14 protein-coding genes, 1 tRNA gene and 1 pseudogene are annotated in these 14,553 nt (G+C 49.0%); 8 read left to right on the top strand and 8 right to left on the bottom strand.

Going from position 1 to position 14,553, the window contains the following annotated elements; translation table 11 throughout:
• The first annotated feature begins 20 nt into the window (after positions 1–20).
• From E7745_RS11665 to E7745_RS11640, 6 genes and pseudogenes are all read left to right on the top strand, one after another.
• Positions 21–245 (top strand): hypothetical protein, encoded by a 225-nt coding sequence (locus E7745_RS11665; RefSeq protein WP_136408862.1) that lies wholly within the window; start codon positions 21–23, stop codon positions 243–245.
• A 161-nt stretch (positions 246–406) separates the two neighbouring features.
• A complete protein-coding gene (locus tag E7745_RS11660; protein ID WP_124075497.1) occupies positions 407–2,407 on the top strand; it encodes a hypothetical protein in 2,001 nt (666 codons plus the stop codon).
• A 35-nt stretch (positions 2,408–2,442) separates the two neighbouring features.
• Positions 2,443–5,517, top strand: coding sequence for a glycoside hydrolase family 2 TIM barrel-domain containing protein (locus tag E7745_RS11655; protein ID WP_205746905.1), 3,075 nt, complete (start codon positions 2,443–2,445; stop codon positions 5,515–5,517).
• A 523-nt stretch (positions 5,518–6,040) separates the two neighbouring features.
• Positions 6,041–6,391, top strand: coding sequence for a DUF488 domain-containing protein (locus E7745_RS11650; RefSeq protein WP_124075496.1), 351 nt, complete (start codon positions 6,041–6,043; stop codon positions 6,389–6,391).
• A gap of 22 nt (positions 6,392–6,413) precedes the next feature.
• Positions 6,414–8,084 (top strand): annotated as a pseudogene (gene hcp, locus E7745_RS11645) (hydroxylamine reductase).
• A 44-nt stretch (positions 8,085–8,128) separates the two neighbouring features.
• Positions 8,129–8,512, top strand: coding sequence for a hypothetical protein (locus tag E7745_RS11640; RefSeq protein WP_124075494.1), 384 nt, complete (start codon positions 8,129–8,131; stop codon positions 8,510–8,512).
• A 203-nt stretch (positions 8,513–8,715) separates the two neighbouring features.
• Here the strand turns inward: E7745_RS11640 and E7745_RS11635 are convergent, their stop codons facing one another.
• Both E7745_RS11635 and E7745_RS11630 read right to left on the bottom strand, forming a co-directional pair.
• Complete coding sequence (locus E7745_RS11635) at positions 8,716–9,681, bottom strand: transposase (RefSeq protein ID WP_240740261.1); 966 nt, start codon at positions 9,679–9,681, stop codon at positions 8,716–8,718.
• Entirely contained in the window at positions 9,656–10,027 is a 372-nt protein-coding gene (locus E7745_RS11630; RefSeq protein ID WP_107037111.1) for a transposase family protein, read from the bottom strand. Before E7745_RS11630 ends, E7745_RS11635 begins: the two co-directional genes overlap by 26 nt.
• Before the next feature lie 107 nt (positions 10,028–10,134).
• On the opposite strand from E7745_RS11630, the gene E7745_RS11625 reads away from it, so the two are divergent.
• Positions 10,135–10,374: a cupin domain-containing protein gene (locus E7745_RS11625; RefSeq protein ID WP_136408861.1), complete on the top strand. Its 240-nt coding sequence runs from the start codon at positions 10,135–10,137 to the stop codon at positions 10,372–10,374.
• A gap of 58 nt (positions 10,375–10,432) precedes the next feature.
• Here the strand turns inward: E7745_RS11625 and E7745_RS11620 are convergent, their stop codons facing one another.
• Together E7745_RS11620 and E7745_RS15095 are read right to left on the bottom strand one after the other, a co-directional pair.
• Positions 10,433–10,723, bottom strand: a complete 291-nt coding sequence (locus tag E7745_RS11620; protein WP_025076936.1) for a nitrous oxide-stimulated promoter family protein — start codon at positions 10,721–10,723, stop codon at positions 10,433–10,435.
• Positions 10,724–11,020: a pyridoxamine 5'-phosphate oxidase family protein gene (locus tag E7745_RS15095; RefSeq protein ID WP_240740303.1), complete on the bottom strand. Its 297-nt coding sequence runs from the start codon at positions 11,018–11,020 to the stop codon at positions 10,724–10,726.
• Positions 11,021–11,537: 517 nt separating this feature from the next.
• Here E7745_RS15095 and E7745_RS15185 point away from each other — a divergent pair.
• A complete protein-coding gene (locus E7745_RS15185) occupies positions 11,538–11,669 on the top strand; it encodes a hypothetical protein (protein ID WP_255575957.1) in 132 nt (43 codons plus the stop codon).
• Positions 11,670–11,712: 43 nt separating this feature from the next.
• Here E7745_RS15185 and E7745_RS14885 read toward each other — a convergent pair whose 3' ends face one another.
• The 4 genes from E7745_RS14885 to E7745_RS11595 form a co-directional block, all read right to left on the bottom strand.
• Positions 11,713–12,519 (bottom strand): TonB family protein, encoded by an 807-nt coding sequence (locus E7745_RS14885; RefSeq protein WP_123611102.1) that lies wholly within the window; start codon positions 12,517–12,519, stop codon positions 11,713–11,715.
• A 2-nt stretch (positions 12,520–12,521) separates the two neighbouring features.
• Positions 12,522–13,277 (bottom strand): energy transducer TonB, encoded by a 756-nt coding sequence (locus E7745_RS11605; protein WP_124075493.1) that lies wholly within the window; start codon positions 13,275–13,277, stop codon positions 12,522–12,524.
• A gap of 4 nt (positions 13,278–13,281) precedes the next feature.
• Positions 13,282–13,905 (bottom strand): radical SAM protein, encoded by a 624-nt coding sequence (locus tag E7745_RS11600; protein ID WP_136408860.1) that lies wholly within the window; start codon positions 13,903–13,905, stop codon positions 13,282–13,284.
• A 352-nt stretch (positions 13,906–14,257) separates the two neighbouring features.
• Positions 14,258–14,330: transfer RNA gene (locus tag E7745_RS11595), tRNA-Glu, on the bottom strand.
• Positions 14,331–14,553 lie beyond the last annotated feature (223 nt).

The following is a 14,553-nucleotide window of genomic DNA, read 5'->3' as shown; positions in this document are numbered from 1 at the left end:
CCGTTATATATCTGAGCAAAATGAAAACTATATCTCTACTGCTGACGCTTGGTGTCATCTTCGGTGCCGGAGCAACCGAGTGGGAGAATCATCGTGTTTTTGCCGAAATACGAATGGCGCCGAGGGCTACGTTCTACCCTTACTTTTCCGTAAATGAAGTGCCCGATGGTAATGTATGGCAGTCGCAGAAAAATCCCGACGATTTAACCAGATATAAATCAAAAATCCGCATAATGCCTTCCTAAAGCCAAAGTAGTTCAATTTATAAGACTTACATATGAGATTATTGAGCATTGTTTTAATATCAATAGGTGTGACATTTGCGGTCTCGGGTGCAGAGCATCGCTTTTATGCTATTGAGGCATCGGGTGATAGCATTGCCGAAGGGATTGAATCCACAGTCAATGTGGACAAATCAGGCAATACTGAAACCATAACACTGCGATTGCGCAACACCCGCCATACACCATTCCAGCCCGTAAAGGCTGGCCTTAAACTTGGAGTAGACACCTACATGGACACCTATCCGGAATGGTACGGCAAATTTTTTCCAACACTCGCAGTTTGCGAACCGGACCATTTCTACGGCTACATGCAGTCGCCTGAAGGCAAGAAAAAAGCAGTAGTATCCATCGACCCGATAGCTTCATGGAGCCTTGATTACAACTTGGGCTATCAGGATCCGGAACCGCACTGGTTCTGGGGACACCGCATAGAATGTATGAATCTCGATATGTTATGTCAGGGGCCATTGCCCGACCATCATCCGAGCCTCTGGAAACTTGAACCGGGAGAGGAGCGAACATGGACGGTGAAAATCATTGATCTTGACAATAATGACAATTTCGAAGAGACGGTATACCGTAATACCGGAGCTCCCGTAATTGCAATGGAGAGTACATCCTGTGCTCCGGGGGATACGCTTGCAATTGATATTTTCGGAAACGCTCCGGTAATGACCATCGAAGGCAATAAGACCGACTTAAAGCAAATCGATACGGCATTATGGCGTGCAATATACCATGCCACCGCTCCGGGTATCAAAACCATTGAAGTAAGGGACGGAGAGAGAAAGGCTCATGGCACGGTGGCGGTGCGTCATCCCTGGTACAAGACTATGGAGCTGGCACGTAAAGCCGTAGAACAATACAAACAGAAACCTACCTCGCACGTAGAAAGTTGGTATGGCTTCCATACCGCCTTTGATGTCGCACGGATCATGCCCAATCACAGTATAGACAGTGTTCTAAACAGACGCTTCGACATGGTTGTCGAGAAGGTGTTTGATCTTGACACAGGTGAACCGCATGAATGGAAATGGCGAATACAGAATGTATCTTCCACCCTCGGAATGTTGGCGGACCGCTATCTCGCTTACGGCAATATATCCGATCTTATCTTAGGGGAACGCATGGCCAATTATCTTATGAGCTGTCAACGGGCAGACGGGGCTTATATGAATGGTAATACAGACTACACCTCTGTAATCTATCCAGCCAAAAGTATGTTTGAATTTGCTGATGCGGAGCGCATTGCAGGGCGAAAGAAACAAGCGATACGGATTGAGAAATCGGCAAAACGAGCCATAGAACACCTTGCTGCGGTGGACGGCAATCTCGAAACCGAGGGGCAACTGACCTATGAAGACGGCATGGTGAGCTGCTCGGCACTGCAGCTCGGTGAACTGGCCTTGCGCAGCAAAGACACCAAGGATAAGAAACGTTACACCGATGCAATGCTCAAGCTGCTTGAGGGACACGATTGTTTGACACAGTTGCGGGTGCCCGACGGGCGGCGCAGAGGCGGTACGCTTCGCTTTTGGGAGGCACAATATGACGTATTCATGCTACCGAACATGATTTCTTCACCACATGGGTGGAGCGCATGGCGGGCTTATGCGACTTATTATGCCTATCTTCTCACGGGTGAAGAGCGTTGGCTTCGCGAGACTTTCGATGCTGCCTCGGCTTTCGCAGCCCTCATTGACCATGAATCCGGCGACCTCAACTGGGCTTTTGTCATCGACCCGTATGTCCGCGCGCGGCAGGTATGCGAGCCGCATCCAAACCACACGTCCGATGATGCGACATACGGCAATCCGCATCCTGAATGCTATCCCAACCGGGAATTCATTGTAGGGGAGCAGTATGTACCGATGATTGCCGATTGGCAGACAATAGTTTCGAGTGACAACGATGTGCATGAATGTTTCAAATTCATTGCAGAGGCAATACTCTGCAACGCTTTCATCGTAGAGCGTCCGGACGGCAGCATCGCGGCCTACAATTGTCGTGTCAGCCGGCAGGATAACATTTTGCATGTCAACGCGGATGAATCACAAATTTCCACCCTGTACGCAAACGTGCGCACGCCGTATGAAATCAAATTCGACGGCGATATTAGATGATTATAAAATACACCATCGTTATACATCTGAACAAAATGAAAACTATATCTCTACTGCTGACGCTTGGTGTCACCTTCGGTGCCAAAGCTGCCGAGTGGGAGAATCCTCGTGCTTTTGCCGAAGGGAGAATGGCACCGAGAGCCACTTTTTATCCATACTCATCCGTAAATGAAGCGCTTGATGCCAATGTGTGGCAGTCGTCTCGTGTGACATGTCTCAATGGCCGGTGGGCCTTCTGCTATTCTCCAAATCCTAAATCGCGTCCTGCCGATTTTTACAAGACCGATTACAATGTAAGCCGGTGGGATAGTATCGATGTGCCCTCGAATTGGGAATTTCAAGGCTACGGCATACCTATATACACCAATACCACCTATGTTTTTCCAGTCAATCCGCCCTATGTGCCACACGACGATAATCCCGTTGGCAGCTACAAGCGCACCTTCACGCTCGACAGTGCCACGGTGAATAACAGCCGCACATTCCTTCACTTCGATGGTTCAACAGCCGGTATGTATGTGTGGGTGAACGGGAAGAAGGTGGGATACGTACAGTCGCAGAAAAATCCGGCTGAATTCGATATCACCGACTTTGTTAAGCCCGGAGGGAACGAGTTGGCCTGCGAAGTGTATCGCTGGACCGACGGCTCTTATCTCGAAGATCAGGATTTCTGGCGTCTCTCGGGTATTGACCGCAATGTATATCTGTACAATACCGACAAGCGTGGTCGAATCGCCGACTTCTTCGTGAAAGCCGACCTCGACGGCAGATATCGCAACGGGCTTTTCAATGTCGATGTAAAGCTTGACTCATCCGAACCCCTGACGCTCAGTGCCACGCTATATGATGCGGGTGGGCGTAAGGTGTACAGTACGGACAGGAAGGTGGGCGCAAATGAAACCGTGAGCTTCAAGAGCACGCTCACGAAAGTAAACAAGTGGAACTACGACTCTCCTTATTTGTATCGCCTCGTACTCGATCTACGCGACGCTTCCGGTAAAACCGTCGAGGCAACATCGACCAACGTCGGATTCCGCAAGGTAGAAATCAAGAACTCGCAACTTCATGTCAACGGTATCCCCCTAGAGGTGCACGGGGTAAATATGCAAGAACATCACCCCGATAACGGCCATACCATCGACGAAGAGACTATGATAAAGGATATCCGCACAATGAAGCAACACAATATCAACGCTGTACGCACCTCACACTATCCGCAGCCACCGTTGTGGTATGACCTCTGCGACCGCTATGGTCTACTGCTGGTCGACGAGGCCAATATTGAGGCTCATGGCCTTGGTGTGTATGATATAAGTGATGAAGCCAAGAAAACGCATCCTGGTCATGCTGAGATGTGGCGTGATGCAGTCCTTGACCGCGAAATCAGTCTCGTGGAACGCGATAAAAATCATCCATCGGTAATAATATGGTCACTTGGTAACGAAACATCAAATGGGAAAAACTTCATCGACAGTTACCATTGGATAAAAAAACGAGACAATACACGCCCCGTGCAGTTCGAGCAAGCTGGCGAAGGTGAGAACACAGATATCGTGTGTCCGATGTATCCCCCCTACGAATGGATTGCAGACTATGGCAAACGCGAAGGGGTGACACGCCCTTACATTATGTGTGAGTTCGCCCACGCTATGGGTAACTCCACTGGCAATTTTCAAGATCTTTTCGACCTCATCCGCACATATCCCACGCTTCAGGGCGGATTCATCTGGGATTGGGTTGACCAGGGATTCCGGATGAAGGACGAGAACGGCCGCGAATACTGGAGCTATGGCGGCGACTATGGTGCCACCGGCTACACTCACGACGAAAACTTCTGCATTAATGGCCTAGTAAATCCCGACCGCAAGCCTCACCCCGGTCTGAGCGAGGTCAAGAAAGTGTATCAGGACATCCGTTTCTCCTCCGACAATCCCATATCAGGTGAAGTGACCGTAGAAAACCTCTTTCCATCGCTCTCCACCGAGCCCTACGAATTCTTTTGGGAACTCCTGTGCGACGGCAACGTGGTGACCGAAGGTCGATTCGAACTCAAGGTCGCCGCCAGATCATCGAAAACAATACGACTGCCCCTTCCCCCAATAGACAAAGGAGCCGATTACACTCTGGACATATACGCCTGCGCTAAGAAAGGAGACGAGATAATCCCCACAGGCCATGAAGTGGCCCGCGAGCAGTTCATTCTCGCGCAGAAAGACCTTGGCGCGACTTCTCTTGCAGAGGCCAAGGCCAAGATAATCCACGACTGCGACAACTGGACTGCCGAAGCTGCCGGAGCCTGCATGACATTCGACGCACTCACCGGAGAGCTCACCGCATATACAATAGATGGAAAGAATCTGCTGTCCGGAGCTATGATGCCATCATTTTGGCGTGCGCCGACCGACAACGATTTCGGGAACAATCTCCATGTGAAATCCAACGCCTGGCGCACGGCTGCGCAAAACCGCCGCCTTGTGTCGTTCGCCAGGGACGGAAATTCCCTTAAAGCCGTCTACCGCCTCCAGGAAGTGCCGTCGGACTACACCGTGGTCTATACCCCTCTCGACGACGGCAGCCTAAGTGTAGCCGTAGCCTGGAAGGCGGACGATGGCGCGTTCACGCCCGAGCTGCCGCGTTTTGGCATGATTATCACAATGCCCAGGAGTTTCAATGACTTTGCTTGGTATGGACGCGGTCCACAGGAGAACTATTCCGACCGCAAGACTTCGGCGTTTCTCGGCCGGTACAGCGGCAAAGTTGCGGATATGCGCTGGAATTATATCCGTCCGCAGGAAACAGGCAACCATACAGATGTGCGTGAAGCGTCTCTGACTGATGCCACAGGCTACGGCATAAAAGTTCTGGGCCTCCAGCCACTCGAAGTTAGCGCTCTTGACATCCTTCCCTCCGCACTTGACCCAGGCCTTATAAAGCATCAGCAGCACAGCAACGACATCTCTCCTTCACTACGCGATGTATATCTCTATGTAGACCTCGCGCAGCGTGGCCTTGGTGGTGACAATAGCTGGTGGGCCCTTCCTTACGAACAATATCGCCTTGTTGGGAAGGAATATAGTTACTCATTCGTCATCAAACCGATAAAACCATGAATCTCTCAGATTAAAAATAACTTAAAGGCTTCCAAAATAAACTGCGCTGCATAAAAGTTTTTCTTATAACTTTTGCGGTGCAGTTTAAATTTTATTATTGCTGTCCGATAAAACTTTTTGAGGCAAAACAAAATTAGGACTGGCACCTATTGCAGGAGTCAGTCCTTTTAGTTTAGTTTGTGTTGACCAAAACATATTCTAAACTATGCCCAAAAGTGGCTTTCGGGAAAAATACCGGAGCGAAGCGAGGATGATTTTTCCCGAAACCGATAGGCCCGGCCTTGCAGTCCGAAAGAGGCGGACGCTAATTTTGCCCGGTAGTTTCTTCGGGGCTGTCAGCCAGACTATTCCTCTCGACCCTGTTTCATGCAGTCATTTTTCAATGGGGTTCTACTAATATCAAGTTTTGTTGTATGCTTTGTTTCAAATAAAATTCAATCCTCATGACGCATTATTAATTATGAACCATACAGCGGATACAGGTGTTGAAATTGAATAGTAAATATATGTAATATCACAGTTTATGACACAATATCAATTAAAACGGGCTTACGAACCCGCTTCTCCGGAAGACGGTTTCAGGGTATATATAGACAGACTTTGGCCGAGAGGTCTCTCGCACGATACTTTCCATTATGATTTGTGGGATAAGGATATCGCGCCATCCTCAGAACTCCGCGAATGGTTTCATGCGGATCCCGATAACCGATGGTCTGAATTTGAGACTCGATATTCCAAAGAACTGGAGACCAGCCCTTCGTTCGGGGCATTGCGACATCTTCTTGCACAGAAATCTGTAGTGACATTACTTTATTCGTCTCATGATGAGCGACATAACAATGCCATTGTGATTTACAACTTATTGACAAAATAATCTCTTAACATATCCTCTACTTATGAAAATGTTCTGTTACCAGTGCCAGGAGACCGCACGCGGCAAAGGCTGCGAGATACAAGGTGTATGCGGAAAGAAACCCGAAACGTCTGCAAGAATGGATCAGCTGCTTTACATCGCCCGTGGCATGGCCATCGTAAACCGACAGTTGCGAGAGAAAGGCGCATCAAGCAAGGATGCATCCCGGTTCATCGTCGACGCACTGTTCACCACCATCACCAACGCGAACTTCGACAATGATATGCTCGACGGCTATATCACAAAAGCCCTCGACCTGAAAAACGAACTCGAAGGAGAGTCGAAAAAGCGCGGCATGGAGCCTCCTTTCATGCCTGAGGTGTCGTATCATATCCCAAAGGAGGAATATGGCGTACATGAGGTAATCGAACACAGCGGCACTCTTGAAGAAGAAATCACAAGTGTGCTCCATGACAAGAACCCGAATATAAGAGGTCTCAAGCAGCTTGCCATGTACGGCTGCAAGGGTATGGCGGCCTATGCCCGCCACGCCTGTAACCTCGGTTATGAGGACGAAGACATATATGTCGTGATAGAGAACGCCCTTGCCGAGATAAGCCGTCCTGACATAAGCGTGGATGAGCTGTTTTCGCTCGTGCTCAATGTGGGTGACGGGGGTGTCAAGGCTATGGCTCTGCTTGACAAGGCAAACACATCGACCTACGGCAATCCCGAAATCACAAAGGTAAACATCGGAGTAAGGAACCGTCCGGGCATACTCGTGAGCGGTCACGACCTCAAGGATCTTGAGGAACTGCTCGATCAGTCAGCAGGCAAAGGGGTTGACATCTACACCCACTCGGAGATGCTCCCTGCCCAGAGCTATCCTTTCTTCAAGAAATTCCCCCACTTTGCAGGTAACTACGGCAACGCATGGTGGCGGCAGACTGACGAGTTCGAGACATTCAACGGCATGTTCCTCTTCACCTCCAACTGCATCGTGCCCCCGCGTCCGAAAACCACCTACATGGACCGCGTCTACACGACCGGTGTCGTCGGAATGCCCGGCACACATTTTATCACCGAGGGGAAGGACGGCAAAAAGGATTTTTCCGAAATCATAGAGCGGGCGCAGACATGCCAGCCGCCGACAGAGATCGAGCACGGTGAGATTGTCGCCGGATTCGCCCATAACTAGGTGCTTGCTTTGGCGCCTAAGATTATCGACCTCATCAAAAGCGGTAAAATCCGCAAGTTTGTGGTCATGGCAGGCTGTGACGGCAGAATGCCCTCGCGCAAATACTATACGGAATTTGCGGAAAGGCTTCCTAAAGACTGCGTGATTCTCACCGCAGGCTGTGCCAAATACCGCTGCAACAAGCTTCCGCTCGGTGATATCGAGGGTGTTCCGCGCGTGCTCGATGCCGGACAGTGTAACGACTCCTATTCGCTCGTCGTGATTGCCAATGCTCTCAAGGACGCTTTCGGCCTGGAGAGTGTCAACGATCTGCCGATTGTCTACAACATCGCATGGTATGAGCAGAAGGCGGTGATAGTGCTTCTGGCCCTGTTGAGCCTCGGAGTGAAGAATATCCACACCGGCCCGACGCTGCCGGCGTTTTTCACCCCCGAAATTCTGAAAGTGCTTCAGGAGAAGTTCAATATAGGTACCATCGCCACCGTTGACGAAGATTTGGCTACCCTTATCGGTTGAAAGAAATGGACGGTTGGAATGTGAATCGGTTTATCCATAAATATATGATAGCGGCGGCGCACGCCATCCTTTGGCTGGCGGCGCTGTCTCTTGCCGCATATTTCCATCTTGACCACGGATATTCGGCTGCCGAGGCGCTTCTCGGCTCCACGCTCATGGCATATTGTGCATATGTCTGTGAGTCCGGACTGGGCACATGGCGCGTGGCGGCCGCTGCCGGTGATGTTAGGATTGATTTCAGGAAGGCCGGATTGTGGGGATGGATTGTCGTGAACATAGCGGTAGCAATAACCCTGTCGTTGCTTTTTCTGAAATACCCCGAATGGTGGATATTGCTCCTCATCATACTTAACGCTGGATGGCAGAAATATATGAACGGGCGGATACCCCCGCGTTTGCAGGAAACCTTCCAGTCTGTAAAGCTATGAAAATATCATCCGAACTGTTCCTCTGCCTCGGACTTGTCTTTGCCGCTTTATATTTTCTGATATTCGGCATCGGCTTTGTCATCACTATGAAGATTCGCAAAAAAAGAAACCTCTAAATAAATTTACGACATGTTCAGATTAAAAGGGCTCAAGCCGAAAGCACGGTGCATATGTTAAATTGGGCAATTAGAAGTGTTAAATTTTTAGGCGTAGAGTTTGACTAATCGGAAGATGAAGAAGTCGCGGTCCCGGACACCACGCATTTGTGAGCGAAATATTTTGACTTTAGAGTTGAATGCCTCGGCAGAGGCATTGGTCGCACGACGACGGAAATAGTTCAGGATTGTTGGGGCGTGGTTCTTGAATGTTTTGATTACCGAGCGGAAGTTGTTGTTACCCAATGCCATTACCTTTTCATACCACTTGTTCATCCTCCCCATGGCTTTTGTCGGTGAGATTTTAGCGTTGAAAATCTTGCGCAGCTCCATCGCAAGGCTGTATGCAGCCTTCAATATTGGATAGTATTTGAACAGTATGTTGACACGATGGCGCTGTATGTCAGTCCATTTGTTCTGCGACATCATCAGAGTGTGTTTGCTGCGAGCCAGTATCTGGCGCATGGTCTCTCCGTTGGAGTACGTTACCGGCGGTTCGGACTTGTTGCGGTTGTTTTCCTCTGCGATGAGCTGTCGGCGAATGTCAATGCGGATTTCGTCAACGGCCTCATTATAGACCTGTTGGACATGAAAACGGTCGTTGACTACATGGGCGTTATAGAACACTTCTGCGGCTATGAGCATCATTGATGGCGAGAGATCGCAGGTCACTTCCTTGACCCTGCGTCTGATTGATTTCTCCATAGCTCCGATGAGTATGGATATAATTTCGTCACTCTTTGTTCCGGGAATGGCTGCCGCAAGTGTTCCCTTGCCTCCGTGGCCGTCCTTGTTGGTCAGGAACGTCCATACCTCCCCGTTGCTCAGACACGTCTCATCAAGACTCATGTAAGGGCCGATATTATCGGCGTTGAAATAGAACCCACAGCCAAGCTCCTGTTCGCACCAGTCGGCGTAACCGCTTATCTTATTGCGGTACAAGTCGGCAAAATGTTTGCCGTTGACGCAGTACATCTGCGCTATCTGTTTAATCGACAGGGCTGTCGTCTCCACCTTCGTCTTTTAAAAAAGCCACGAACTCGGCGCTGAGTCGTGTTCCTTCCTCGTTGGGAAGTTCGAGATTGTAGCTGAAGATTTCGTTGGTCTGCCTGTCCCACCACTTGTTCTTGCGCATGTGAAGAAATACAGGCCGTCCACGCATCGGATAGTCCTGTATTGTTACATAATCCGTATAGCCTCGCGCTACGATATTTGGATTACGATAGTCTTCATCAGACAGTTTCTTCTTTTCGTCAAGCCATATGTCATAGGACTGTTCCGTGCGCTCGAAGCGCACCATTTCAAATAGTTCGTCCATGCCCTCGGGCAGGCACATCCATATTGCATCTGCGGTTTTCATGCCACAAATTTAACACTTTTCTCAAAATTCATGCACCGTGCTTTCGGCTTGACCCATTAAAAGACAGAATTCCGTACGCTGACGGCTCCATAGCGAAGGAGATTGTCATGCAGAACCATAGCGGGCTTTCGCTCCTTATGGCAGTTGACAAGGGACTTGAGATTCCCACACATACGGCTAATGCCGACGTGCTCGTCCAGGTAATAGATGGGAGCATGGAGTTCAACATTGAGGATAAAGTACTTGAGTTGAAAGAGGGTGATGCGCTCACTATGACACCGGGTGTGAAACATTCCTTAAAGGCTACGGAACGGTTCAAGGTTCTTGTCACAAAGCTCAACGCATGAGCACGGCATCGTTCGGTCTTCAGGCATCCTGAGGGTATGGACTCCCCGGATGCCTTTATTATTTCCCGATTAGATGTCGGATAGCCATTATCGGGTGATAAATGAGCATCCTCGGGCCGGAAAAGCGCATGACCGTCTTTATTTTTTCTTTCATATCCGGACGGTAACAATGTATCCTGCATTTGCGGCAACTTCCTTTCGAATCGCTGAAAGGACAATGGCGCAGACGGCTTTCGGCATACCTCGCCAAATTCTCACACCCGGGACAAGTATCTCTATTTCCCTCTTTCAGGCGGCAATATAGACGGATCATCTCTTTTACGATCCTGATTTCGTATTCTATCTTCATTTATGGTTTGGATTTGCCGACCGGCGGTTCTGTGAGTGTTATTTTGACAACGGTTGTGCGGTCGAGGCTACGCTTGATCGCTTCATCAAAATTCCCCATGTAATTAGGTAAAAAGCGTTGGCATAGCAGACGCAAAGCCATAATCTTTTCCGCGTTATCAGTCACAATCTCCGCCTCCCCTAAAGCGATGGCAGAGTCATAATACATAGTAAAATTCTTTTTCCCGGTCTCAAATTTCGGGGAGCATCGGCTGACGGCACTCAGACTGACAATGGGATTGGCCCTTATGCAATCCATCTTCTCCCCCTCGTCGGCGCAATGGAAATAAAACGTGTGCCCCTCCCCCGTATCAACGACAGCGGGAGTCCGTATGACGTTCCGTCCGGTCGTATCATCGACATCGTTACAAAGGGAGCACGGTCAAACACATTAAGCGCCCAGTCCTCATCTTTCTGCCTTGCTGCTTTTCTCATCTGCTTCATATTGCAAATTTAAGAAAAAATAAGGGAATAACAATCTGTGGCTTCTGCGACACGGAAAAGGCAATCTAAAAGAGAATTGCGCCCCGGAATGAGGCGTAATCCAAAAATAAATGCTAACTTTGCATCAAAGTAAAAGAGTTATTTGAAAGCGTGAGAAATATAGCGTAACCAAACACACTACCAATTTCTTATCCATTGCCCATCCTCACGCGAATTCTCAAAAATAACCTTGTAGTCAAAATATTAACCCAAGACTACATCAAATATACGAAGAATAATCGACATTGGATGTTACGAATGTCCCAAGTGTGCGTGAAAATCAGCCCTGAACGATGATATTCTTGAATTTACCCGTGTTGATGCACTCCGAAAACCTCAAGTTTGCTTTCGTCAAGATTTATAAGGACGTCTACTTCATCGCCCCCGCCATCTTCCAGCCATATCAGTTCTTTATCATTGTTTAAGTAGCCGTTAGTTATATCTCTCTCAATAAGCTTCGTGCCATAATCAATCTGGGGGTAATTTGAATGTAATGGGAAGAGTAAAATATGTATTGACTTTTTTGCCATTAATAGTGCCGGGAGTAAAATTAGGGAATAATCTTACTACCCGTAAAGCCTCACGGTCAAGAGCAGAATCTTTACCTCGTACTATTTTCGGCTCACAAACACGACCTAATGTGTCAACATAGAACTGTACTACCACACGACCTTGAATCTCCTCCATTAATTGCTCTTCGGGATATTTCAAATGTTGACCTATGAAACGTAACATTTCAGCGGGACCTCCCGGAAATTGTGGCAGCTGTTCAACACAACTGTAAATTCCACTTTCATCCGGATTTTTCGGCCGCTCTTCCGGCATTTCACCTTGTGTTACTACTTCATTAGGATCATGGCTTATCTCACCTTCTTTGATACCTGAAACTTCGATTGCAGAATTGAAAATTGTATCTCTGGTTTTGGATAATAAGCATTCCTCATCAATTTCGCCCTCGAAATCCAATGTATCAGCTATTTCGATCGGTTCGCCCTGCAATGTTTCGTTTGACTGATTCGATGATGATGTGCCGCTGCACCCCGACATGATAATCATCCCTGCTGAGATGCCGGCGAGGGCTACGGCTTTTCCGGCGAGGGATCGGGCGCGGAGCTGCTGCTCAAGGTAGCGCACCTCGGCTTCGCATTTGGGGCATGTGCCGAGGCAGTCGCCCTTGTAGCGACATTCCGAAGTGGCGAACTCAATGCCGTTGGCCTCGGCTATCTGCCGACGTATCTCTTTCAATATCTTGCAGGTCTGCTTTCCTCGTGCCATAGTCAATCAGTTAATTTGAATGTTATCGGTAAGGTAAACCAATATTCAACAGCTTTCCCATTCAGGGTTGCCGGGTTGAATTTGGGCAAGGATTTGACGACACGCAAGGCTTCTTTGTCAAGTTCCGGATAAACTCCACGTATAATTTCAGCTTCCCCTACGGAGCCGTCAGCTTTTATCAAGAACCGAATTGTAACGCGACCTTGTATGTGCGACTCATAGCATCCCGGAGGATAGACGATATGCTGTGATATCCATTCCATTAGTTTTTCATCGCCGCCGGGGAATGTTGGGCGAACATCTACAATAGCTTCATACACTTTATAATCTTGTTCAGGGTCAATAATTTCCCCCACAACAATTTCAGTATCATCGATTTCTCCTTTTTTTAAGACAACCGTATCTTCAATTGCGGGCAGTTCGCCCTCCTCGATTGTGTCGGCAACCTCAATCTGCTCGACTGATATCTCAGGCTCGCCCTGCAATGTAACGTTCGATTGATTTGACGATATGCCGCTGCACCCCGACATAAGAATCATACCCGCAGAGATGCCGGCGAGGGCTACGGCTTTTCCGGCGAGGGATCGGGCGCGGAGCTGCTGCTCAAGGTAGCGCACCTTGGCTTCGCATTTGGGGCATGTGCCGAGGCAGTCGCCCTTGTAGCGACATTCCGAAGTGGCGAACTCGATGCCGTTAGCCTCGGCAATCTGCCGACGTATCTCCTTCAATATCTTGCAGGTCTGTTTTCCTCGTGCCATAGTGTCAGTGTTTGCGGATTTGGTAGGTGAATAAATCGAATCGGGTGAAGCCGAGTTGTTCAAGCGCGGCGCGGCTTGCCTCGCGGTCGGCATCAGTGTTGAAGTCATGTATCAGCGGTATGCGGATAATGCAGTCGCTTTGCCGACCGCTGTTGGCTATCAGTCGGAGATTGGAGAGGACAATGGAGTTTCCCCGCCCGGTATAGTTGCGATAAATCTCAGGATTCATGTCCTTGATGTCAATGATAAGTGTGTTTACCACAGGGAGCAAGGACGCGATATTGTCTGCCGGAACATTTAGCGATGTTTCAAGATTGATTTGCCAGCTCTCGCCGCACAGTTCGCGGAAGTGTCGGATAAAATCAGGCCGCAGACACGGCTCTCCGCCGCCGAAAGTCACGCCGCCGTTTGTGGCAATGAAATAAAGCTCGTCAATGCGGGTCTCTGTATATAGCTGTTCCGGCGAATACTCGCGGAAACGTCCGCCGTCGCCTAACGACTGCGGGTTAAGACAATATCGGCAACGTAGCGGACAGCCGTGAAAAGCCACAAGCGTAGTCACGCCGTCGCCGTCAGTCGAGAGGCGATGCCGCGCAATACCGATTATCTTAGCCCGTTGCCGTTCCATGAGGGTTTATTATTTCTGTAATATCGCAAATATAATGAAAAATAGGCATATATTCATGCAACTTTGCCATGAATTTATCATGTACGGCTTGGAAAATGGCGATAATAATGGGGCATTCCATCCGGAGCGGTAAATCGGTGTCCTCGACCGGACACCATATGCAGGGTGGGATTGTAAGCCCGTGACACCGCAGCGCAAAGCGCGCAGGTGTCACGGGCTACGAGTAAACCGATGTCCTGCCGGACATCACCATCCGGCGCCATTCAGGCAGAGAGGGTCAGCCTGGGCGGGTTTCCGTAGGTATATAGCAAAAAAAAGATGATTTCAGAAGTCTGAAATCATCTTTTTCGAGTAGCGAATCTGGGAATCGAACCCAGGTCTCCACCGTGAGAGGGTGGCGTGCTAGGCCACTACACTAAATCGCCATTCACTACTCTCTGAAAGGAACTTTTCTGTCGGCGAGGCTCTCCAGCACTGCGTTCCTTCCCGGTTTTGCACTGCAAAGGTAAGGGCTTTTTTTGAGTGTTGCAAATAAAGATTCCCGTTTTAACATATATTTACAAATCTGACAAGGAATCATCAACAAAAACCAAACCGCCTTACCGGTTGTTAAAACATCGACAGCACATTTTACCCTCCAGGTGTAAT

Source organism: Duncaniella sp. C9 (assembly GCF_004803935.1).
GTDB classification, from domain to species: Bacteria; Bacteroidota; Bacteroidia; order Bacteroidales; family Muribaculaceae; genus Duncaniella; species Duncaniella muris.
Note: the sequence above shows the minus strand (reverse complement) of the source record. Positions and strands in the feature narration are given on the sequence as shown.